Below are 22,245 nucleotides of genomic sequence, written 5' to 3' on the forward strand. Positions count from 1 at the left end.
CCCCCTATTCTTGGCTGGCAGCAATTTTTTCTGTATATGTTGCCGCTTGCTCAGGAGTCATTTTTGCCAAAATTTCAGCAAGCTGCTTTTTGCTCAGTCCATTCAATATTTTCAGCGCTTCTTTCTCCTTTAATTGGGCAATGATTTTAGCAGCCTTTCCGCTGTCCATGCTTTTATAAACACTGATGACTTTATCATCAGAAGCTTTATCAGAACTTGATGAACCTTCTGTGTTATCCTTCGATGTCTTTTTTTGGTCTTCCGCTGTTTTTTCAAGAGAACGTATTTTTTGATTCAGCCTGTCTATTTCAGATTTGCTTGTATCCAAATCCTTATTCAATATACTGATCTCACTTTTTTGATCCTTAATGGTTTTTTCCAGAGCCGCCGTATTACTGTTATTCTTAGCTGCTGATGATGTATCTTTTTTATCTTCGGTCTCAGGAACCAATTCTTTAAGAACTGGCGTTTTGGCTGCAGCTTCCTGTATCGGCTTTAAGACATTGACACCAGCCGCCCAGAGAACAATCCCCCCTGCTATAAGCAGAAATATCAGCGGAAGGATAATGATCAGCAAAACCGATCGGAACTTACCTGATTCTTTCTTTTTGCCGGACATTACATTCGCTCCTAATGGCCTTGAATCATAAACTGCTTGATCGAAATATCGTCCATTTCTTTCATCTCTGCAGCTTTGTCTTCAAGAGCAAACATTTTAAACTGTTTTTCACGCATCTTTTCAAACTTCTTCACTTCAATATTTTTTTCTGTTAACACTTCTTGCTTTTGGTTCATTTGATTCCTTTTCAAAATGACGAGCTTTTGGTAGTGATAAATGGTGTTTTCAAGATTTGAGACAAATTGCTGATAATGCCTCATCTCTTGAACGCTCATCCCGCTTTTCAGTTTGTTTTCTTTATTTTGCTCAAGCAATTCCTTTTTGCTCATATTCTCATATAGTTTCTCCGCTACAGTTTCAAATTCAGAAACTGATTGCTGATACTCAGACAAAGACTGGTCTTTTTCGTTCTCTTTTAGTTCCAGCAGCTTTTGGAATCTAAATTGATAGGCCACGTTCTATTCCTCATTTCCTGTCAAACTAGTTAATGCAGCAATGCTTTCTTCCAATGATGCTGATTCTTCTGTTCCCTGCTTCAGAAATTGAATAAGCTGCGGATAAAATTGTATCGCCTCATCAATTTCTCTTGAGGACCCTCTTTTGTAAGCTCCAATATTAATGAGATCTTCAGAATTTTGATACGTTGATAAAAGTTCACGGAATTTATTCGCTGCGTCTAAGTGCTGTTTTGTCGAGATGTTTGACATCACCCTGCTGATGCTTTTTAACACATTGACGGCAGGAAACTGGCCTTTATTAGCAAGTGCCCTGTCTAACACAATGTGTCCGTCTAAGATTCCGCGAACAGTATCAGCAATAGGCTCATTCATGTCATCTCCGTCGACTAACACTGTATAAAACGCTGTGATTGTTCCGTGTTCATTTGCACCTGTTCTCTCTAGTAAACGAGGTAAAATAGCGAACACAGAGGGCGTATATCCTTTTGTCGTCGGAGGCTCTCCAGCGGCAAGTCCGATCTCCCTCTGAGCCATCGCCACCCTTGTGACAGAATCCATCATAAACATGACATTTTGTCCTTTATCACGAAAGTACTCAGCAATGGCTGTCGCCGTATAAGCGGCTTTCAACCTCGTTAATGCAGGCTGGTCTGAGGTAGCAACAACTACAATTGACCGCTTCAGACCCTCTGCTCCCAAGTCTTTTTCAATAAACTCCCGAACCTCTCGACCGCGTTCTCCGACGAGTGCAATTACGTTCAAATCAGCTTCGGTCTGTTTAGCGATCATTCCCATTAATGTGCTTTTCCCGACGCCGCTTCCTGCGAAAATACCAATCCGCTGGCCTTTTCCGACAGTCAGCAGACTGTCAATAGACCTGACTCCAACACCCATTTTTTCCCGGATAGGCGGGCGTTTCATCGGGTTAGGAGGTGATTGCTCCGTCGATACAGGCGAAAGTCCTTTCGGCAAAAGTTTTCCGTCGAGCGGTTCGCCAAACGCATCAATGACTTGTCCGATCAGACCGGCTCCTACCTTTACACGAAGAGATTCACCAGTGGCTTCAACAATGCTCCCGGGGGCAATGCTAGCGGCCTCTAAATAGGGCATTAACAAAATATTTTCTTCCTGAAATCCAACAACTTCAGCTTTGATGACTTTACCTGATTGACCTTTTGCATAAATCAGGCACAGGTCGCCTATTGAGCTTGCCGGCCCCTTTGATTCGATCATCAGGCCGATCACCCGTTTCACTTTTCCATAACGCTTATACGAGTCTGTCATTTCTATGCAATCTATCAGACTCTGTGTCTTCATTGATCCGCACCTGCTTCCAGTGCTGTGAGGAGCTTATGCTTCAGTTGCACCAGCTGGGTATCAATGCTTGCATCAACTCTTCCAAAAGGAGTTTCTATATAGCATGATCCTTTTTCAGCTTTTTCATCGGCGTATAAACCCAGCCGGCATTCTTTGTAAAGAAGCTGCTGGATTTCGTCTTTATGCTGAAAAACTGTTTCATAGTAATAAGGGTCAACATATATTGATATATCGTCATATTCCTTTACTTCGTTTACCACCTGTTTCACAAGCAGGATAAAGGCCTCTTTATCATCAGATTTTTGCTGCCATACTTTTTTAGCTAACGCAACGGCAAGCTCAACGATTTCTCCGGAGGCATCTTCAAGCTTATCCTCTACAGCTTTTCTGGACATCTCTGTTATGCTGTTTGCCTGATCAATCAGCTCAGCATACTGTTGCAAGACTTCAGATCTCCCTAATGCAACACCTTGTTCGAAACCTTCAGTTTTCGCTTCTTCAATAAGCTGCTGTTTTTCAGCCGCCCAATCATTTTTTTCCTTTTCAATTTGACGGCGGATGTCTTCCATCTGGCTGTTCGCTTGCTCGGAAATCCGATCAGCTTCTTCTTTGATCCGGGCCATTAACGCTTCCGGATTTTCTTCAGTCTGTAAAAGATGTGAATTATCGATCCGAACCTCTTGTAAAGAAAGCTTCCTTCTTTCCTGCTGTGGGGAAAAAGATGATTCTTGTTTAATGATATTAGACAATAATATCGTCTCCTCCGCCTCTTGCTATAACAATTTCACCGGCTTCTTCAAGCTTTCTGACGATGCTTACAATTCTTGATTGAGCCTCTTCAACATCCTTCAAACGTACAGGGCCCATAAATTCCATTTCTTCTTTGAACGTTTCAACCATACGCTGTGACATATTGTTGAATACAATTTCTTTGACTTCCTCGCTTGCCACCTTTAATGAAAGGAGCAGATCGTCGTTTTCAACATCGCGTATAACCCGCTGAATTGCTCGGTTATCAAGGGTAACAATATCCTCAAAGACAAACATCCGCTTCTTGATTTCTTCAGCAAGATCAGGATCCTGAATTTCCAAGGAATCCAATATCGTCTTTTCTGTTCCTCTGTCTACACCGTTCAACACTTCAACAACAGCTTCGATTCCGCCGGTTTGTGTATAATCCTGAGTAAATGCGGAGGATAATTTCTGTTCCAGAATCCGTTCTACTTCATTAATAATTTCAGGTGACGTTCTGTCCATTACCGCAATCCTTCTTGCGACTTCTGCCTGTACCTCAGGATTCAGCTCGGATAAAATTTGTCCGGCCTGCACAGGGTCAAGGTAAGACAAGATTAAAGCCATCGTTTGCGGATGCTCTTGTTGGATGAAATTTAAAATTTGTTCAGGCTCTGCTTTTCTGGCAAAGTCAAATGGTTTAACTTGCAGAGAAGAAGTCAGCCTGTTTAGTATGTTTTCAGCCTTATCTTCTCCCAGCGCCTTCTCAAGAACTTGTCTGGCATAGCTTAATCCGCCCTGAGAAATATAATCCTGGGCAATCGCTATATTATGAAATTCCTCTATAATTTCATCCTTTTTTTGATGATCGACACTTCTAACTCCTGATATTTCAAGGGTAAGCCTTTCAATTTCTTCATCGGTTAAATGCTTATATACAGAAGCTGACACATCTAAACCTAAGGAAATCATGAGAATGGCTGCTTTTTGTTTTCCTGTAAGCTTGTCTTGATCACGTCTCGCCATTTCTAATCCCTCCTAATCCTCGGCCAGCCAGCTTCTCAGCAGTTTTGCAAAGTCTTCAGGCTTATCTTTCGCCATCTTTTCAAGCTGTTTTCGTCTGACTGTTTCCTCTGTTTCATTTTCCTCTTCATTAATATCAGGCAAATTGATAGGCTCCTGAGGCACTTCGTACGTGTATTCCTCAAATTCATCCTCTTGAACGCGTTTCTTTCTGATAAACATAATGATCAGAATGATGATGACTGCGATCAAAACGCCCCCAACGATATATACCCACATTGGGATACCGGAGGATTTTTCCGTATCAGTATCAAGACTTACTTTTCCGTCAAAAGGCTGAACCGAGACAACAATTTTATTATTGATATCTTCATCAGAAAGGTTCTGGTTCTGTGTTTCATCCTTATCCAATGATGTTCTGACAACAGTTGAAAGGATTTTTTGTATATCATCCTGTCTTTCAGTTGATAGTGACGCTGTGTTTTTGGCATCAGGCGGCTCTACCATTACTTGAATCCCTAAATCCCTTACCTTATAAGGGCTTTCAGCTATTTCTTTATGGATTCGATTAACCTCGTAATTGATTTTATTACTGCTTTTTTCGTAGTTCCCACTTTCGGTATTTCCACCGTCAGCTTGATAGTTTGTTACATCTTCATCACCGGTTCCGGCAGTTCCGCCATTAGCTGCGCCGTCTCCCTGATATGTTTCCGATACTTTTTCAGCACTGACCGCGATGCCTTCCATGTTTTCTTTGTCAACAGGCTCGACGATGTCTTCTGTGCGATTTTCTTTTGTAAAGTCAATATCAGCCGTGACAGAAACAACAACTTTGTCCTGCCCCATCATCGTTCCAAGCAATGACTGAACATGTTTTTGAATGTCTTTTTCAACTTGGGATTTAACTCCCTGCTGCGAAGAATAACTATCAGCGTAGGACCCTGAACCGCTGTCTGTTTTGTCATAGTATGTAGAGTTCTGGTCCATGATGACGATGTTATCTTCTTTTAAGTTCGGCACACTTTTTGATACCAGATGATATAATCCGTTGATCTGGCTTTGGTCCAGAGTGTATCCAGGCTGAGTCTGCAGGACGATTGAAGCAGATGCTGCTGATTGCTCTTCACCGACAAAGACAGCGTCTTTCGGAAGGTTAATCATTACTTTTGAATTTTTGATACCGTCCATTTCATTAATCAGATTGGATAGTTCCGTTTGTGTGGCTTTGACTTTCACCATATCAAATTCATTATCTGTTAAACCAAAGCCGGCGTTCTGTCCAAAAAATGAGTAATCAATTGATCCGGTTTTAGGAAGCCCTTCTGCCGCCAGCTGAACTTTCAGTGAATCAACCTGATCTTCCGGAACCTTAATGACCGTACCGCCATTTGAAAGTTCGCTAGGCACTTTTTTTGCATCCAATTCCTCTTTGATCTGTCCGGCTTCTTCAGCTGACAAATCTTTGTACAGCGGCGCCATTTTCTGATTAGAAGAAAAAATACTGATAATAATGGCAAGAATGATAATTGCCGCTAAAGCACTAATCATTAAAACCTTTTGTAATTTAGATCTATTTTTCCAAAACTCACTCGTTTTGTTTTTCATTTGCATTAGAGTACGATTCATGTTAACCCCCGGTCATTCCACTCTTTCTCTTTCTCGTCAGACCCCCTACATTTGCATTCTCATAATCTCCTGGTATGCTTCCACAGCTTTGTTGCGGAACTCAGTTGCAGCAGTCAGAGAGATGCTTGCTTTTTGAGCGGCGATCATGACCTCATCAAGATTCACATCTTTTCCTGCAGCCAAGGCATTAGTCATATTGTCAGAAGCTACTTGGGACTCATTTAACGAACTTATAGAGTTTTTTAAAAGCTCCGAAAAGCTTGTTTGATTTGAAGAGTCTGTTTTTTGGCTATTGTTTAATTGATTTGTTGCATTTTGAGTGTTTTGAGTATTTTGAACCTGAAAAGGAGATATTGCATTGATCACATTCATCACCTTACTTTCCGATTTCTAGAGCCTTCATCAGCATTCCCTTTGAGGCATTCATCGCTGTGACATTGGCCTCATATGATCTCGTACTGCTGACAAGGTCTACCATTTCTTTTAATGGATCAACATTCGGCTTTTGCACATATCCTTCAGCGTTTGCATCAGGGTCAGTCGGATCATAGACCAGATTAAAATCAGAGTTATCTTCAGTGATTTTTGTAACCTTTACCCCATTTCCGACATTGCCGCTTCCGCTCATTTTAGAATTCAAAATCGACGAGAACGATTCACCTTTTGACTGAAGCGAAACCATTTTCCTTCTGTAAGGCACCCACTCACCGTTTACCTGCTTGGCTCTTGTCGTATCCATATTCGCCAAGTTAGACGATACAACATCCATTCTGAGGCGCTGAGCTGTTAAAGCTGATGCTGAAACATTTAAGCTTTGAAAAGCTGTCATTATTTTCCTCCTGTTAGCACGGTCTTCAGAGAATTGAATTTGCCGTTCATTCTTTCAACTAAAGCTTGATAGTTAATCTGATTTTCAGCTAGTTCTGTCATCTCTTTGTCAACGTCAACGTTATTTCCGTTTTGCTGATAAGATGTATCTCCGCTCGTTACAATTGAATAATTTGAATCAGCATCAGAAAAATCAACATGCCGATAGTCTGTTTTTATAGATTCGAGACGAGAGGATTCTTGATCTAATAAATTTTGGAAAGAGGCTTTTTTTGCCTTATAGTTCGGTGTATCTATATTAGCAATATTATTAGTTATGACTTTTTGCTTAATATTCGCTCTGCCCAAGGCATTTTCAAGATTTTGTATCGTTCCAGAAAATAAGCTCAAATCCACTTACCTCCATTTCAGTTTTTTTCACCCTCAATATCCTTGTCGAGATTTGTAAAACCATATGCTTATTGTAAGAAATAACAGGCATAAAGTCTATGAAGTTCGTGTAAAAAAATGTCCTCATATATATCTATTTTACAACTAGGTACATAGTCCTAGATTATTTGAACTACGTTTTTTACATTGATATAAGGCTGAAAATAGCTGAATTTCTGTATTTTCCCCATTTATTTCGTCATTTTTCTGTTTTTATGAAGAAAATAATAAACTTTATTAAAATTATTACAAAGAAAGACTTTTCGCCCAGGAAATAAAGCTTATTGATTTCCTTTATTTGAATAAAAAAAGAACCCCTTAAAAAGGGGTTCTTTTTTTATTAATGGGATTTCAGATTTTCTAATTCAATCAGGAATTTGTTGTTGAGCACTTTAATATAAGTACCCTTCATTCCTAATGATCTTGACTCAATTACACCGGCGCTTTCAAGCTTTCTGAGTGCATTAACAATAACTGAGCGGGTAATGCCGACACGGTCTGCAATCTTACTTGCAACAAGGAGACCTTCGTTTCCGTCAAGCTCTTCAAAGATGTGTTCAATTGCTTCAAGCTCACTATAAGAAAGAGAGCTGATTGCCATTTGTACGACTGCTTTGCTTCTTGCTTCTTCTTCAATTTCTTCTGCTTTTTCTCTCAGAATTTCCATTCCGACAACTGTAGCGCCGTATTCAGCAAGAATTAAATCATCATCATTAAATTGATCCTGTAAACGTGAAAGAATGAGTGTACCTAATCTTTCTCCGCCTCCGATGATCGGCACAATTGTTGTTAAACCAGCTTGGAACAAGTCTCTGTTTTCAACAGGGAAAGCAGTATACTCACTGTTGATATCCAAGTTAGAAGATGTTTCAGGGACGTTGAACAGATTCTTCGTATATTCCTCTGGGAATTGGCGATCCTCAAGCATTTTTTTCATACGGTCATTTTCAATTTGCTGGTTGATAGAGTAGCCGAGAAGTTTTCCTCTGCGGCTCACAACGAAAATATTGGAATCAATTACATCCCGAAGCGTTTCCGCCATTTCTTTAAAGTTAACCGGTTTCCCTGCCGCAGCTTGCAGCATGGAGTTAATAATTCTTGTTTTTTGTAATAAAGCCATGATAAATGATCCTCCTAAACATTCCTCTTATTAAATTTTCACAATATAAATTGACTTAAATCTTTGTTTTTAGCTATCGTTCCGAGCTTTTCTTCCACATACTGCGGTGTAATCGTTATTTTCTCCATTGTTACATCCGGAGCTTCAAAAGAGAGATCTTCTAACAGACGTTCGAGTATTGTATGAAGGCGTCTCGCACCGATATTATCTGTTTCCTGGTTCACATGATAGGCGACTTCAGCAATCTTATGAATAGCTTCGTCAGAAAATTCAAGAGATATACCCTCTGTCTGCAATAATGCCTGATATTGTTTCAAGAGCGCGTTATCGGGTTCAACTAAAATTCTCACGAAATCGTCAACCGTCAGTTTGCTCAGTTCTACACGAATTGGAAAACGCCCTTGCAGTTCAGGAATCAGATCAGACGGTTTGGCCATATGAAATGCTCCCGCTGCAATAAACAATACATGGTCTGTTTTAACTGAACCGTATTTAGTGACAACGGTAGAACCCTCAACAATTGGGAGAATATCACGCTGAACACCTTCTCTTGATACATCAGCTGAAGATGACGCGCCACCGTTTTTTGCAATTTTATCAATCTCGTCGATAAAGATAATTCCGCTCTCTTCTGCCCGATGGACAGCTTCCTGGCTGACTTCATCCATATCGATGAGTTTGCTTGCTTCTTCATTCGTCAGGACTTTTCTGGCTTCTCTGACTGTCATTTTACGGCGTTTCTTTTTCTTTGGCATCAATCCGCTCAGTGCATCCTGCATATTCATGCCCATCTGCTCCATACCCGAGCCCTGCAGCATGTCAAACATAGAAGGCTGCTGCTCTTCAACTTCTACAGTAACATAGTGGTCTTCGAGCTCTCCTAATGCCAGCTGATGAGCCATGCGTTTTCTTTTTTCTTCAATGTTTGCTTCTTCCTGGCTTTCCATTTCGTCCTCGCCGTTTGGCTGGCTGCCGCCGAAAAACATTTCAAACGGGTTTTTAACGCCTGATTGTTTTTTCTTCCCTGGAACTAACAGGCGAACAATGCGTTTGTTTGCATTTTCTTCTGCCTGCTCCTTCACTTCGTTGATTTTTTCTTCCTTTATAAGACGAACAGAAGTTTCCACAAGGTCTCTGACCATTGATTCAACGTCTCTGCCTACATAGCCGACTTCTGTAAATTTTGTTGCTTCAATTTTGATAAATGGCGCACCTGAAAGCTTAGCGATTCGTCTGGCAATTTCAGTTTTCCCTACCCCGGTAGGCCCCATCATTAAAATGTTTTTCGGAACGACCTCGTCTTTCAGCTTTTCATCCAGGAGACTTCTTCTATAGCGGTTTCTTAATGCCACGGCGACAGCTTTTTTCGCGTTTTGCTGACCGACGATGTATTGGTCTAACCGATCTACAATCTGTCTTGGTGTTAACGGTTTTTTTTCCATGCGCCTCAAGTCCTTTCTATTCAAGCTCTTCCAGTATGATTTGATCGTTCGTGTATACACAAATTTCGCCCGCTGTTTCCAGCGCAGCTCTAGCAATCTCACTTGCAGTCATGCTCTCCCCGGCATGCTTTTTCAGCGCTCTTCCGGCTGCCAAAGCGTAATTGCCGCCTGATCCAATTGCCAGAATGCCGTCATCCGGCTCGATAACCTCACCCGTTCCCGATACGAGAAGCAAGGTATCTTGATTCATAACGATCAGCATGGCTTCAAGCTTTCTAAGCACTTTGTCGCTTCGCCATTCCTTTGCAAGCTCAACAGCAGCCCGTTTTAAGTTGCCATTATATTCTTCAAGTTTCGCTTCGAACTTTTCGAATAGAGTGAAAGCGTCTGCAACAGATCCCGCAAATCCTGCGAGAACCTTGCCGTTAAACAGTTTTCTTACTTTTCTCGCAGTATGTTTCATTACAACAGCCTGACCAAATGTAACTTGACCGTCTCCGGACATTGCGCTTCGTCCCTTATGCTGTACTGCAAAGATTGTGGTCGCATGAAAAGATGACATAAAGGGCCTCCTTTAATTTTTCTTAAAAGCTCTTGGATGGTGAGACATATATGTGTTTCTCAACATTTCCTTCGAAACGTGCGTGTATATCTGTGTCGAAGACAGATTGGAATGCCCGAGCAGTTCTTGAACGCTCCTCAAATCTGCTCCTTCGTTTAATAGATGAGTGGCGAACGTATGTCGAAGCATATGCGGATGGATATGTAAAGTGCCGGACGCTTTTTTGACAAGCCCGCTTAAAATGTGCCTAATGCCTCGGGCTGTAAGCGGTCCGCCTCTTTGATTCACGAATAATAGATCATGAGGTTCTTTTGCTTTTTTCAGCAAGCACTGTCTTCCGCTATTCATATATAACTTCAACGCTTCGCGGGCGTAAGACCCAAAAGGGATATAACGCTGCTTCTTGCCTTTCCCGTGAACAAGCACTGTATCCATAAATAAATCAAGATCGTGAACACTTATGGAAGAGCATTCACTGACCCTCATTCCAGTGGCATAGAGAAGCTCTAATAGCGCTTGATCCCTCATGCCGGTCGGCTGGCTTATATCTGAAACTTCAAACAGTTCCTCAAGCTCTTTTTGATATAGAAACTTCGGTATCCGTTTCTCTTGTTTCGGCAGATGAACAAGCTGGAACGGATTATCATCAACAAGCTTTTCTCGCATCAGAAATTTGTAAAAGCTTCTCAATGCAGAAATTTTTTTGCTGATTGTTCTTCTCGATAAACCCTTTTCATAGGCTTCCGTCAAAAAAATTCTAGTATCTTGATATGCAACTTTTTCAAATCCATTTATACCTTGAACGCGCAGGAAAGTCTCGAATTCTTCAATTGAATCCACATAATTCACAATAGTATATTGTGAATAATTTTTTTCAATTTGTAAATATTCAACGAATAACTTTACGAAATTCTTAACATTCACCATGCCAAATACCTCCCCAGGAAGGGCTTTTAAATGGTATCACAAATCGCGATCAAGTTGCAATCAATACCTATATTGTTTTCGAAATTGTTTGAATTGTCTCGATCGCCCGATTTGCGTACTGTTCATTACGCTCTTTTTTATTTTTAATTTTAACAGGCAAATCTTTCAAAAGCCCAAAGTTTGCATTCATCGGCTGGAAGTTCTTCTGGTTTGTTGTTGTAATATAGTGAGCCATACTGCCTATTGCTGTTTCCTGAGGAAAAGTGACAAGCTCTTCTCCTAAAACAAGTTTAGCCGCATTAATACCTGCTACAAGCCCAGAAGCAGCTGATTCCACATATCCTTCTACTCCCGTCATTTGTCCTGCGAAGAACAAATCCTTCCGTTTTTTAAATTGGTAAGTCGGTTTTAACAAGCTTGGAGAATTAATGAATGTATTTCTGTGCATAACACCGTATCTGACGATTTCCACATTTTCAAGTCCGGGAATCAATTTGAGGACTTCCTTTTGGTCTCCCCATTTTAAATGAGTTTGGAATCCTACAATATTATAGAGAGTTCCCGCCGCATCATCCTGTCTGAGCTGAACGACTGCATATGGACGTTTTCCGGTAACAGGATGCTCTAATCCCACTGGCTTCATCGGTCCGAAAAGCATTGTTTTCTTTCCTCGTTTTGCCATTACTTCAATCGGCATGCAGCCCTCAAAGAAAATCTCTTTTTCAAACTCTTTTAACGGCACAGTTTCCGCTGATGTCAAAGCTTCATGAAAACGGTCAAACTCTTCTTCTGTCATCGGGCAGTTTAGATAAGCCGCTTCTCCCTTGTCATAACGGGATTTCAAATACACTTTATCCATGTCAAGGCTGTCTTTCTCTACGATAGGCGCCGCTGCATCATAGAAGTATAAATAGTCCTCTCCAGTAAGCTCTTTTAACTGTGCAGACAATGATTCTGAAGTTAACGGACCAGTTGCGATAATCGTTGGTCCTTCAGGTATTTCTGTTACTTCTTCATTAACGACGGTAACGTTGGGATGGTTTTTCACCCGGTTTGTCACACTTGCCGCAAATTCATGCCGGTCTACAGCAAGTGCGCCGCCGGCTGGCACTGAGCATTCGTCAGCCGCAGCAATAATTGCCGAATCAAGCGCACGCATTTCTTCTTTTAATACACCTACAGCGTTAGCAAGTGTATTGGAGCGTAAAGAGTTGCTGCATACCAGTTCTGCAAATTTATCAGTATGATGGGCAGGCGTCTGTTTGACTGGGCGCATTTCATATAATCTGACTTGAATCCCCCGTTTGGCAAGCTGCCACGCCGCTTCACTGCCTGCGAGTCCGGCTCCGATTACATTCACTGTTTGTTGATTCATCTTTCACATCTCCTAGTTTATTATTCATTGTCTTCTTTTAACACACAAAGAAGGTGAGCAAGACCCTGCTCACCGCTACTTCTGTGGTTCTTCCTTATAATCGCATTCCACGCATTGGACTTGTATGCCTTTTTTGAGCTTTTTCTCAACAAGCATTTTTCCGCATTTCGGACATTTTCGTTCAATTGGTTTGTCCCAGGAAACGAATTCACAGTCCGGATAACGGTCACAGCCGTAAAAAACCCGCTTCTTTTTCGATTTTCGCTCAACAATATTTCCTTCTCCGCAGCTCGGACACTTCACACCGATTTGTTTGACAATCGGCTTTGTATTCCGGCAATCGGGGAAATTGGAGCAAGCTAAGAATTTACCGTATCGGCCCATTTTATATACCATAGGAGAACTGCATAATTCACAATCTTCTCCAGCATATTCTGGTTCTATTTCAACTTCCTTCATTTCTGATTCGGCTTTTTTCACGCGCTTTTCAAAATCGGTATAGAAGTTATCAATAATCTGTACCCATTCTATATTGCCTTCCTCAACATTATCAAGGTCTTTTTCCATTTTTGCCGTAAACTCAACGTTAATGATTTCAGGGAAAAATTCCATGATCAGCTCAAGCACGATCTGCCCTAATTCTGTGGGAACAAACCGTTTATTATCCAAACCAACGTACCCGCGCCGCTGAATCGTATCAAGCGTCGGAGCATAAGTGGAAGGACGGCCGATCCCGAGTTCTTCAAGCGTTTTAACCAAACGGGCCTCAGTATAGCGCGGAGGCGGCTGGGTAAAATGCTGTTCCGGTTCTATGTCCTTAGATAAAACAGTGTCTCCCTCTTGCAAGTCAGGCAGCATCCGGTCTTTTTCTTCCAATTGATCGTCTTTGCCTTCAACATACACTTTCATAAACCCGGAAAACTTGACTTTACTTCCGTTTGCGCGAAAAGTCAAACCGTTGTTTGTCAAATCAACACTCATTGTATCTAAAACAGCAGATGCCATTTGACTGGCAACAAAGCGCTCCCAAATTAATTTATACAGTCTCAGCTGATCTCTGCCAAGGACTGCTTTTAATTCGCTTGGTTTTCTAAGAACCGACGTCGGACGGATCGCTTCGTGGGCATCCTGAGCATTTTCATTCTTTTTAGCGGGCTTTCTTTTGCCGCCTAAGTACTCTTTTCCGTACGTTTGATCAATAAACGCTGCCGCTTCATCAACTGCTGTATTGGAAATGCGGGTTGAATCCGTTCTCATATATGTGATCAGACCGACAGTTCCTTCTTTTCCAAGATCAATTCCTTCATATAATTGCTGCGCAATCATCATCGTTTTCTTCGCTCTGAAATTGAGCTTACGCGCTGCTTCCTGCTGAAGGGTGGAAGTTGTAAATGGCAAGGCCGGATTACGTTTACGTTCCTTTTTAGTTACTTTTTCAACTGTATACTTATTGCCTTTGAGCTGAGAAAGTATGTCTTTTACATCCGCTTCACTCTTTAAAGGAAGTTTTTTGCCGTTTTTACCGAAAAAGCCCGCTTCAAACGTCTCCTGTCCTTTTAAGAACGTGCCGTCTATTGTCCAATATTCCTCTGGCTTAAAGTCGTTAATTTCCTTTTCACGATCAATAATTAAACGAAGGGCAACAGATTGAACACGGCCAGCACTGAGTCCTTTTTTGACTTTTTTCCAAAGGATTGGGCTGATTTTATATCCAACGAGCCTGTCTAATATACGTCTCGCCTGCTGTGCATCCACCAAATCCATATTGATCATGCGGGGATGCTTAAATGATTCTTTAATTGCATCTTTCGTAATTTCGTTAAACACAACACGGCAGTCTGAATGAAGATCCAAATCAAGGCTGTGGGCCAAGTGCCATGCAATCGCTTCCCCTTCTCTGTCGGGGTCGGCTGCGAGATAAACTTTTTTAGCTTTTTTGGCAGCCGTTTTCAGCTCTTTTAGTACCGGACCTTTACCTCGAATGGTTATATATTTCGGTTCGAAATTTTGTTCTATGTCAACTCCCATTTGACTTTTTGGAAGATCCCGGACATGTCCCATTGATGCTTTCACTTTATATTTTTTACCTAAGTAACGTTCAATCGTTTTCGCCTTAGCGGGCGATTCCACGATGACTAGATAATCAGACATTTTCATCCCCCTCAAGAGGTGTTCTCTCTCTTCAAGTATTTCAAATTTTATTTTATATTTGCAGCTGTCTTTATTTGGCTTTCAACATTTCATTCTTTATGATGAACGTCATTATTTAAATAGAAAACAATATGCAACTTTAAATCCTCACTATTATTAAATATTACAATGCTGTTTGTCAAACGATAATTCAAAAGGGTTCCGTATATTGAACGTTTTTCTCAGGAAACTCTGCATAAATATCCTCTGCTGACCATATGGCTTTAGCCCCCTCTTGAATCAATTTTATAGGACCTCCGGCGTAAGGATCAAATACAGAACCGGGTACGGCAAATACTTCTCTCCCTTGTTCCAGCGCTTGGTATGCGGTAATCAAAGAACCGCTTTTTTCTTTGCCCTGCACAACAATAATGCCCTCACTTAACCCGCTGATGATACGGTTTCTCATAGGGAAATGCCATTTTTGGGGTTTGGTTTCAGGTGGATGCTCTGACAGAAGAAGATGGTGTTTAGCCATGTGTTCTGCTAATTGAAGATTTTCTCGAGGATAAATGTTCTGAAATCCGCCTGCGATGACTCCGATTGTCCGCCCCTTCGCCTTAATACTTGCAGCATGGGACAATCCGTCAATCCCAGACGCCAGCCCGCTGACAATCACCCACTTTTTATGGCAAAGCTCTATTGTAAGATGATTGACAACCCGGATTCCATAGGCTGTCGGATGTCTCGTACCTACAATTCCTATTTTTCTCCCTTGAGAAAGAAGGGATATATCACCTTTTGCAAACAGCACGGGAGGCGGATCATAAATGGTTTTCAGCCAGAATGGATATTGATCTGAGGATATTGGGATGACTTTAATGCCTTGCTGTTGATATACAGAGAGTAAATGCTGGAGTTTTGGATATTGTTCTTCTATTTTATTTTTTAGTGCCGCAGCCCTTACTTTGCCGCGTGAAGCTGTTTCTAATGCACATGAAGGATTTGACAGTGACATTGACGGATCAGCTTTCCACCATTTTAATAGAAGAGACGGGGATAGTAATTGGTTGATTCTGCAAGTGATTAAACAGGCAGCGGCCTGATCCAATATGAGAACCTCCTTTTAACAGCAAAAGCAGGAACAGCCAAGATGGCTGTCCCTTCTCTATTAATGAGTTTTGCACGTTTCAAATAAATTCTTTTCTTTCAACACCTTAATTAATGTTTCTCCCATGACAGAAGGTGTCTCTGCAACTTCGATTCCGCATTCATTAAGTGTTTTGATTTTTTCATCAGCCGTGCCTTTTCCGCCGGAAATGATGGCGCCTGCATGCCCCATGCGCTTCCCTGGAGGTGCTGTTTTACCGCCAATGAATCCGACTACCGGTTTTGTCATGTTGGCTTTTACCCACTCAGCAGCTTCCTCTTCAGCTGTACCGCCGATTTCGCCGATCATGATGACAGCGTGTGTTTCAGGATCTTCGTTAAACGCTTTTAAAACGTCAATGAAGTTGGTTCCATTTACAGGATCGCCGCCGATTCCAACGGCTGTAGACTGTCCTACACCCGCTTCTGACAGCTGATGCACTGCTTCGTATGTTAAAGTTCCTGAACGCGATACAACGCCTACATGACCCTTTTTATGGATATATCCGGGCATAATGCCGATTTTACATTCATCAGGCGTGATGACGCCAGGACAGTTCGGTCCTATTAATCTCGTTTTCTTGCCTTCCATGAAGCGTTTCACTTTTACCATATCTAAAACCGGGATATGCTCTGTGATGCAAATGACCAGATCAAGCTCCGCATCTACCGCTTCCATAATTGCATCAGCTGCAAACGGTGCCGGAACATAGATAACAGACGCATTTGCGCCAGTCGTATGAACTGCATCAGCCACTGTATTAAATACAGGTACCCCTTCCACTTCTGTTCCGCCTTTTCCAGGTGTCACACCGCCCACGATATTTGTGCCGTATTCAAGCATCTGCTTCGTATGGAATAAAGCGGTAGAACCTGTAATCCCTTGTACAATAACTCTTGTATCTTTATTGATAAAAACACTCATTATTTGGTCCCCTGCCTTTCATTCTTTCCTATACTAAAGATACGATTTTCCGCGCGCCGTCAGCCATGGATTCCGCAGATGTAATATTTAATCCTGATTCACTAAGGATTTTCTTCCCTAGATCCACGTTTGTTCCTTCAAGACGGACGACAAGCGGCAATGTTAAACCGACTTGCCTTGTCGCTTCAACAACCCCTTCTGCGATGACATCACATTTCATAATGCCTCCGAAAATGTTGACGAAAATCCCTTTAACATTTTGATCAGAAAGAATGATTTTAAATGCTTCCGTGACTTTTTCTGCGGTTGCGCCGCCCCCGACATCAAGGAAGTTGGCCGGTTCTCCTCCATAATGTTTAATGATATCCATCGTGGACATTGCTAGTCCAGCGCCGTTTACCATGCATCCGATATTTCCATCAAGGGAAATGTAGCTCAGATCGTATTTAGACGCTTCAATTTCTTTTGGATCTTCTTCGTCCAAATCTCTGTATTCCAAAATATCTTTTTGTCTGTATAATGCGTTGCTGTCAAAATTTAATTTCGCATCAAGCGCCATCACATTCCCGTCTCCAGTTACTACGAGAGGATTGATTTCGGCGATCGAGCAGTCTTTCTCAACAAACGCTTTGTATAGTCCAAGCATAAATTTAGCAGCTTTCCCCACAAGCTCTTTTGGAATATTGATAGCGAATGCAATTTCTCTAGCTTGATAGCCTTGGAGGCCAACAGCCGGATCAATGACAGCCTTTTTGATTTTTTCCGGTGTTTTCTCTGCTACTTCTTCAATTTCTGTTCCGCCTTCTTCGGAGGCCATCAGAACAATTCTTGAAGTGGCACGGTCAAGCACTAACCCCACATAGTATTCCTTTTTAATATCGCAGCCTTCTTCAATAAGTAAGCGTTTTATTACTTGCCCGTCCGGACCCGTCTGATGTGTAACTAGGGTCTTACCTAAAAGTTCTTCGGCATACGCTTTTACTTCGTCTAATGATTTTGCTATTTTTACCCCACCAGCTTTGCCTCGACCGCCAGCATGAATTTGAGCCTTTACGACATAAACCGAGCTGGATAAGCTCTTTGCTTTTTCAACTGCTTCTTCTGCTGTAAAAGCCACTTTACCTTCAGGAACAGATACCCCATATTTTCTGAGGACTTCTTTTCCCTGGTACTCATGGATATTCATTTCCCATCCTCCTAACTTATGTAACAAAACTAAAAATAGACTGCGCTTTCATTCTATATAATACTGGAAGAATTGTCTAGAGTTCGATGCAAAATCTTAAAATCCTTCTAAACATTCAAACTTTTATTTTATTAAAAACATAAATTTCAAGCGGAGAATGGGGAATATTTTAGCTATTTTTTATTTTTTACACTTTCGTCCAATCTGTAAATGAAAGAAAAAATCTCGGCTACCGTTTCATAAAGTGCTTCCGGGATCTGGTCATCCACAGTCAAATGGCGCATTAATTCGACAAGGGTCCGATCTTCTTGGATCGGGACCCCCGCCTTTTTAGCTTCTTTGATAATGTTGTCAGCAACATGGCCCTTCCCGGTTGCAATTACTCTTGGCGCCTTGTCTTTTTTTTCGTCATAATGGAGAGCTACAGCTTTTCTTAAAGGCGTTTGTTCGTTCATATTTTCACATCCACTCCCTGATCACTGATGCTTGTTATGTATTGATCAATTGTAGCCTTTTCATCAGATTGAAGGCGTTTTTTAGCGTTAACTCCTGAAAGACTGTAGCCCATTTCTTTGAGCGATTGCTTGAGGGCGGGCACCATGGGATCGATTGCCGGCTGAAGTTCAAAGTCCGTCTCAATTGTAATCGTCATGACTTGCTGCTGTATCAGGCAGTCAACAACTGTTTCTTTTAACGTATCCAATTGCAGTAAAAACAAGAGCCGGCAATGGGAAGGGTCGAGCTTTCCATCCGCTTCTTTTTGTCCTTTAAACAGAACAGTCATGTCCTGAACCCCCGATTTTGAAAACATCGGAAATGACATCACAATTTGGCTGCTGTAGGAAGGATGATCCTGCTGCATAAGAAGCTGACCGTTTAATTTATGGAAGAGCTGATCCGCTTCCTGTTTGACAGGTTCCGCTAACTCATGTGACGCTCTGGCAGCATGAAGAGCCATCTTAATTGATTGAATATCATCAGGCAGCCCTGCGGCGCCTTGTTCAAACGCTTTAATAAAAGCAAGCTCATCTCGAGCGCCTATTGCTATTTTCACTTTGGATAAGAAGGAAAGAACATCTGCCTTATCCGCCAAATTAGGAGCTGTCTGCTGAACAGCCTTTAAAAACACTTCTGCTTCTTGATCCGTGACTTGCGCGGCCTGCAAAGCAGATGCTGCTGCCCCAGGCTTATTTTGACTAGAGGAAACAACAGCCTTTATCCAATTCGCTGCTTCTTTTACGATTGGATTGCCGTTTTTATCTGCAGCTTCCGTCAGAGTGGCCAGCAGCCTTCCTGCTTCTTTCATTGAAATGTCTGAGACAGTTTTAGCGGCACCGTCTCGTATGTTTCGCTGCTGCTCCTGCGGGTTTGCAGGCGACCAGTTTGCCTTTCCTGCGGAGCCGTCTGCTGCGCTAAGCTCCCGGTTTCCACCTGTACTGACTGAAGAGGCAGATCTGTTATGATCCGTTAACGAGATAAGCTTCTCGATAAGACGTTCTGCATGGACATCTGTTTCGCTATTAAAAAGTGCCGTAACGGCTTCTTTTAGCTTTGTCAGCGCCTGGCTCGGCTGAGGATTTTGATGAATAGCCTGAATCAGCTGAGATAAGTGCTGATGGAGCGGTACAGGCGATTTGACAGCATGAACTCCGCTCAAAACATCGGGGTGAACGGGGAGATCCCGCTTTAAGGCAAATAAAACTGTTTCGATGGCTTTTTTTGTGTCTGTCGCAGGCAGCGTGTCCATCCAGCGGACGGCTGTTTTGATATCATTTTCTGTGATGGGTGTTTTGCTTTTCAGCATTGCGCCTGCCAGCATAAGGGATGCGTTTGACGGCTTCACTGAAATAGCGTTCAGAAGCTTGCCCGCAGCATCCTGAATGGTTTTGGGATTTTGGTCAAAGCTTTGAACAACCTGGAGACGACCTGTCTGTTCCGCTGGTTTTTTTTCGTAGGAAAACCAGTAATACGCCTGAGGACGAAGCTGGGTTTCAAGTTTGCCTTGAATCGTTTGATTCCCTACTTGGATCAGTGCATGCTGGTCCCCTAATAAACGAAGCACTTTTCCTAAAAGGAGACGCTTTACGGTATTTGATTCGTCGGTTGTATTTGATGTTTCCTGCGGAGCTGCAGTGTTTCCAAAAAGGTTTTTGAGCGCCTGCTGTACATCATTTCGTATGTTCATTTCAAAAGGTGCCTCCTTGTCCATTAGATTATCTGTAAGATTGAACAGGAGCGAAAGTTTTCCGGTGCAAGTCGGTCGGTCCATAAGCTGCGAGCGCTTCAAGATGCTCTTTTGTCCCATAGCCTTTATTTTTTTCAAAGCCGTACTGCGGATACTTTTCGGCATATGCGCTCATCATCCGGTCTCTCGTTACTTTCGCAATACACGCACCGGCTGCGATAGACACGCTTTTGGCATCACCTTTTATAATTGAAGACTGAGACGTATCGAGCGGCAGTGTCATCGCGTCAACGAGCAAATAATCGGGTGTATCGGACAAATCGCGGATTGCTTCGACCATTGCCAATTTTGAGGCTTCATAAATATTGATCTCATCAATAACAGCTGCTTCTACAATTCCTATGCCGACTGCCACAGCTTCTTTCATAATGTGATCGTAATATTCCTCACGCTTTTTTTCTGTAAGCTTTTTTGAATCTGTGAGTCCAAGTATTTCGCATTCCTCAGGAAGGATGACTGCGCTGGCGACAACCGGCCCTGCCAATGGGCCCCGGCCTACTTCGTCTACTCCTGCAATAAAACGAAACCCCTTGTTTCTCGCAAGCCTTTCATAGGAGGTCATATTCACCCACTGATCTTTTAGCGCTTTTTCCTTTGCGTGCTTTTTCAGCCATTGCTCTACAAGCGCTTGTACGCTTTTTCTCGGATCATTTTCACACTGGGCAAGAAATGGGTCCTGGTCATCTCTTACCTCTTGCAGACGGTCTCTAATGTCTTTTACGGTTAATGTATTCACTTTCTCTTCTCCCTTACTGTATGTATCGGTCCTGTCAGGAAAAAATAAAGACCCGCATTTCTGCGCGTCTTTACATCGTCGGCTGTTCGAATGACAGCCTCCCGAACTTTTCTGTGCGGATATCACGAATGATCACTTCAGTCGTTTTATCATAGTTAATAAGCCCACCGCTCATGAGGCAGCCGCGTTTTTCACCTATTGCATCAAACAGCTCCGCGATGTCTTCGGGTATCTCATCGAGCCCGTATCGTTCTTTAAGCCGTTCAGGATAATGTTCTTCGAGAAAACGGAGGCCAAACACGGCAACATCCTGAAGATTGATAATCGAGTCTTTAATAGCCCCCGTGACTGCCAGCCTCAACCCGACAAGCTCGTCCTCAAATTTAGGCCATAAAATCCCCGGAGTGTCTAAAAGCTCTAATTCTTTTCCGACTTTGACCCATTGCTGAGATGTTGTGATACCCGGTCTGTCTCCGGTTTTCGCAATGTTTTTCTTTGCCAGCCGGTTGATAAGCGTTGATTTTCCGACGTTCGGAATGCCGATGATCAGCGCCCGGATCGCTCTTGGCTTTACACCTTTTGCTCTCATCCGGTCAAATTTCTCCTGCAGGATATCTTTTGAAGCCGGAACGATTTGATTTAATCCTTGGCCATTTACAGAATTAATGGACAGAGAGCGGATTCCTTGGTTCTCAAAGTGCTCTTTCCACTGCTGTGTAACTGCCGCATCTGCTTTGTCAGCTTTATTTAACAGCATAATTCTCGGCTTATTTTTCAAGATGTCTTCAATCATTGGGTTTCTTGATGACATCGGGATTCTGGCATCTACCAATTCATATACAATATCGATTAATTTTAATTTTTCGGTTACTTCCCGTCTTGCCTTTGCCATATGGCCAGGGAACCATTGGATTGTCATGTGACACGAACACCGCCTTTATCTTCTGAGTGTGCAAGATTCTTAGTTGTTCTTTATGTATTTTACGATGCCTGACCGGCATTTTCAAATTCTGTATAAAAAAAGAGCCTGTTACTGGTAACAAGCTCTTTTCGTTCGTTATCATTATCGTCTGATTTCTTTAATACGAGCCGCTTTTCCGCGAAGTTCACGCAGGTAGTAAAGCTTAGCACGGCGTACTTTACCGTAACGTACAACTTCGATTTTCGCGATTTTTGGTGTGTGTACAGGGAAAGTACGTTCAACGCCAACACCGTAAGAAATCTTACGAACTGTGAACGTTTCGCTGATTCCACCACCACGACGCTTGATCACAACACCTTCAAAGATCTGGATACGCTCACGGTTACCCTCAACAACTTTTACGTGTACACGTAAAGTGTCACCAGGACGGAACGTAGGAAGATCAGTACGAAGCTGTTCTTTTGTGATATCTTCAATTAGTTTTTGCATCGTTT

Annotated in this window: 23 protein-coding genes; all 23 read right to left on the reverse strand. The window is 42.3% G+C overall.

Annotated features, from left to right (window positions below):
- Positions 1–4: 4 nt before the first annotated feature.
- The 23 genes from UJ203_RS06555 to rplS all read right to left on the reverse strand — a co-directional run bounded on the left by UJ203_RS06555 (position 5) and on the right by rplS (position 22,240).
- Positions 5–619 carry a MotE family protein gene (locus UJ203_RS06555; RefSeq protein ID WP_059292785.1) on the reverse strand — a complete coding sequence of 205 codons (615 nt, stop codon included), beginning with the start codon at positions 617–619 and terminating at the stop codon, positions 5–7.
- Positions 620–630: 11 nt separating this feature from the next.
- Positions 631–1,074, reverse strand: a complete 444-nt coding sequence (gene fliJ / locus UJ203_RS06560; RefSeq protein WP_322009259.1) for a flagellar export protein FliJ — start codon at positions 1,072–1,074, stop codon at positions 631–633.
- 3 nt (positions 1,075–1,077) lie between these two features.
- Positions 1,078–2,394, reverse strand: coding sequence for a flagellar protein export ATPase FliI (fliI, locus tag UJ203_RS06565; RefSeq protein ID WP_095713837.1), 1,317 nt, complete (start codon positions 2,392–2,394; stop codon positions 1,078–1,080).
- A complete protein-coding gene (gene fliH / locus UJ203_RS06570) occupies positions 2,391–3,143 on the reverse strand; it encodes a flagellar assembly protein FliH (protein WP_322009262.1) in 753 nt (250 codons plus the stop codon). The genes fliI and fliH overlap by 4 nt, the downstream gene beginning before the upstream one ends.
- Complete coding sequence (gene fliG / locus UJ203_RS06575) at positions 3,136–4,152, reverse strand: flagellar motor switch protein FliG (RefSeq protein ID WP_003231981.1); 1,017 nt, start codon at positions 4,150–4,152, stop codon at positions 3,136–3,138. Before fliG ends, fliH begins: the two co-directional genes overlap by 8 nt.
- A 12-nt stretch (positions 4,153–4,164) precedes the next feature.
- Positions 4,165–5,775 carry a flagellar basal-body MS-ring/collar protein FliF gene (gene fliF / locus UJ203_RS06580; protein WP_322009265.1) on the reverse strand — a complete coding sequence of 537 codons (1,611 nt, stop codon included), beginning with the start codon at positions 5,773–5,775 and terminating at the stop codon, positions 4,165–4,167.
- Positions 5,776–5,820: 45 nt separating this feature from the next.
- Positions 5,821–6,141, reverse strand: coding sequence for a flagellar hook-basal body complex protein FliE (gene fliE, locus UJ203_RS06585; protein WP_024121395.1), 321 nt, complete (start codon positions 6,139–6,141; stop codon positions 5,821–5,823).
- A gap of 10 nt (positions 6,142–6,151) precedes the next feature.
- Positions 6,152–6,604: a flagellar basal body rod protein FlgC gene (flgC, locus tag UJ203_RS06590; protein WP_044155899.1), complete on the reverse strand. Its 453-nt coding sequence runs from the start codon at positions 6,602–6,604 to the stop codon at positions 6,152–6,154.
- The gene (gene flgB, locus UJ203_RS06595; protein ID WP_322009268.1) at positions 6,604–6,993 is read right to left on the reverse strand and encodes a flagellar basal body rod protein FlgB; all 390 of its coding nucleotides are present in this window, start codon (positions 6,991–6,993) and stop codon (positions 6,604–6,606) included. Before flgB ends, flgC begins: the two co-directional genes overlap by 1 nt.
- A 379-nt stretch (positions 6,994–7,372) precedes the next feature.
- Entirely contained in the window at positions 7,373–8,152 is a 780-nt protein-coding gene (gene codY, locus UJ203_RS06600) for a GTP-sensing pleiotropic transcriptional regulator CodY (RefSeq protein ID WP_003220850.1), read from the reverse strand.
- A 38-nt stretch (positions 8,153–8,190) separates the two neighbouring features.
- Complete coding sequence (gene hslU, locus UJ203_RS06605) at positions 8,191–9,594, reverse strand: HslU--HslV peptidase ATPase subunit (protein ID WP_415859179.1); 1,404 nt, start codon at positions 9,592–9,594, stop codon at positions 8,191–8,193.
- Between the two features lie 16 nt (positions 9,595–9,610).
- On the reverse strand, positions 9,611–10,156 hold the full coding sequence (clpQ, locus tag UJ203_RS06610; protein ID WP_014663962.1) for an ATP-dependent protease subunit ClpQ: 546 nt from the start codon (positions 10,154–10,156) through the stop codon (positions 9,611–9,613).
- 12 nt (positions 10,157–10,168) lie between these two features.
- The gene (gene xerC, locus UJ203_RS06615; protein ID WP_322009272.1) at positions 10,169–11,083 is read right to left on the reverse strand and encodes a tyrosine recombinase XerC; all 915 of its coding nucleotides are present in this window, start codon (positions 11,081–11,083) and stop codon (positions 10,169–10,171) included.
- Positions 11,084–11,150: 67 nt separating this feature from the next.
- The gene (gene trmFO / locus UJ203_RS06620; RefSeq protein ID WP_322009274.1) at positions 11,151–12,458 is read right to left on the reverse strand and encodes an FADH(2)-oxidizing methylenetetrahydrofolate--tRNA-(uracil(54)-C(5))-methyltransferase TrmFO; all 1,308 of its coding nucleotides are present in this window, start codon (positions 12,456–12,458) and stop codon (positions 11,151–11,153) included.
- Positions 12,459–12,533: 75 nt separating this feature from the next.
- Entirely contained in the window at positions 12,534–14,609 is a 2,076-nt protein-coding gene (topA, locus tag UJ203_RS06625) for a type I DNA topoisomerase (RefSeq protein WP_044155905.1), read from the reverse strand.
- Between the two features lie 190 nt (positions 14,610–14,799).
- Complete coding sequence (dprA, locus tag UJ203_RS06630) at positions 14,800–15,699, reverse strand: DNA-processing protein DprA (RefSeq protein WP_322009278.1); 900 nt, start codon at positions 15,697–15,699, stop codon at positions 14,800–14,802.
- A 60-nt stretch (positions 15,700–15,759) separates the two neighbouring features.
- Complete coding sequence (gene sucD, locus UJ203_RS06635) at positions 15,760–16,662, reverse strand: succinate--CoA ligase subunit alpha (RefSeq protein WP_024121388.1); 903 nt, start codon at positions 16,660–16,662, stop codon at positions 15,760–15,762.
- A 28-nt stretch (positions 16,663–16,690) separates the two neighbouring features.
- Entirely contained in the window at positions 16,691–17,848 is a 1,158-nt protein-coding gene (gene sucC, locus UJ203_RS06640) for an ADP-forming succinate--CoA ligase subunit beta (protein ID WP_322009281.1), read from the reverse strand.
- A 173-nt stretch (positions 17,849–18,021) separates the two neighbouring features.
- Positions 18,022–18,303, reverse strand: a complete 282-nt coding sequence (locus tag UJ203_RS06645) for a FlhB-like flagellar biosynthesis protein (protein WP_322009282.1) — start codon at positions 18,301–18,303, stop codon at positions 18,022–18,024.
- Complete coding sequence (locus tag UJ203_RS06650; protein WP_322009284.1) at positions 18,300–20,033, reverse strand: hypothetical protein; 1,734 nt, start codon at positions 20,031–20,033, stop codon at positions 18,300–18,302. Before UJ203_RS06650 ends, UJ203_RS06645 begins: the two co-directional genes overlap by 4 nt.
- A gap of 28 nt (positions 20,034–20,061) precedes the next feature.
- Entirely contained in the window at positions 20,062–20,829 is a 768-nt protein-coding gene (locus UJ203_RS06655; protein ID WP_322009286.1) for a ribonuclease HII, read from the reverse strand.
- Positions 20,830–20,899: 70 nt separating this feature from the next.
- Positions 20,900–21,748 (reverse strand): ribosome biogenesis GTPase YlqF, encoded by an 849-nt coding sequence (gene ylqF / locus UJ203_RS06660; protein ID WP_010334231.1) that lies wholly within the window; start codon positions 21,746–21,748, stop codon positions 20,900–20,902.
- Positions 21,749–21,892: 144 nt separating this feature from the next.
- Complete coding sequence (gene rplS, locus UJ203_RS06665; protein ID WP_010334229.1) at positions 21,893–22,240, reverse strand: 50S ribosomal protein L19; 348 nt, start codon at positions 22,238–22,240, stop codon at positions 21,893–21,895.
- Positions 22,241–22,245: the final 5 nt, after the last annotated feature.

Origin of the sequence: Bacillus sp. V26 (assembly GCF_034296245.1) — a bacterium.
GTDB lineage: Bacteria > Bacillota > Bacilli > Bacillales > Bacillaceae > Bacillus > Bacillus halotolerans.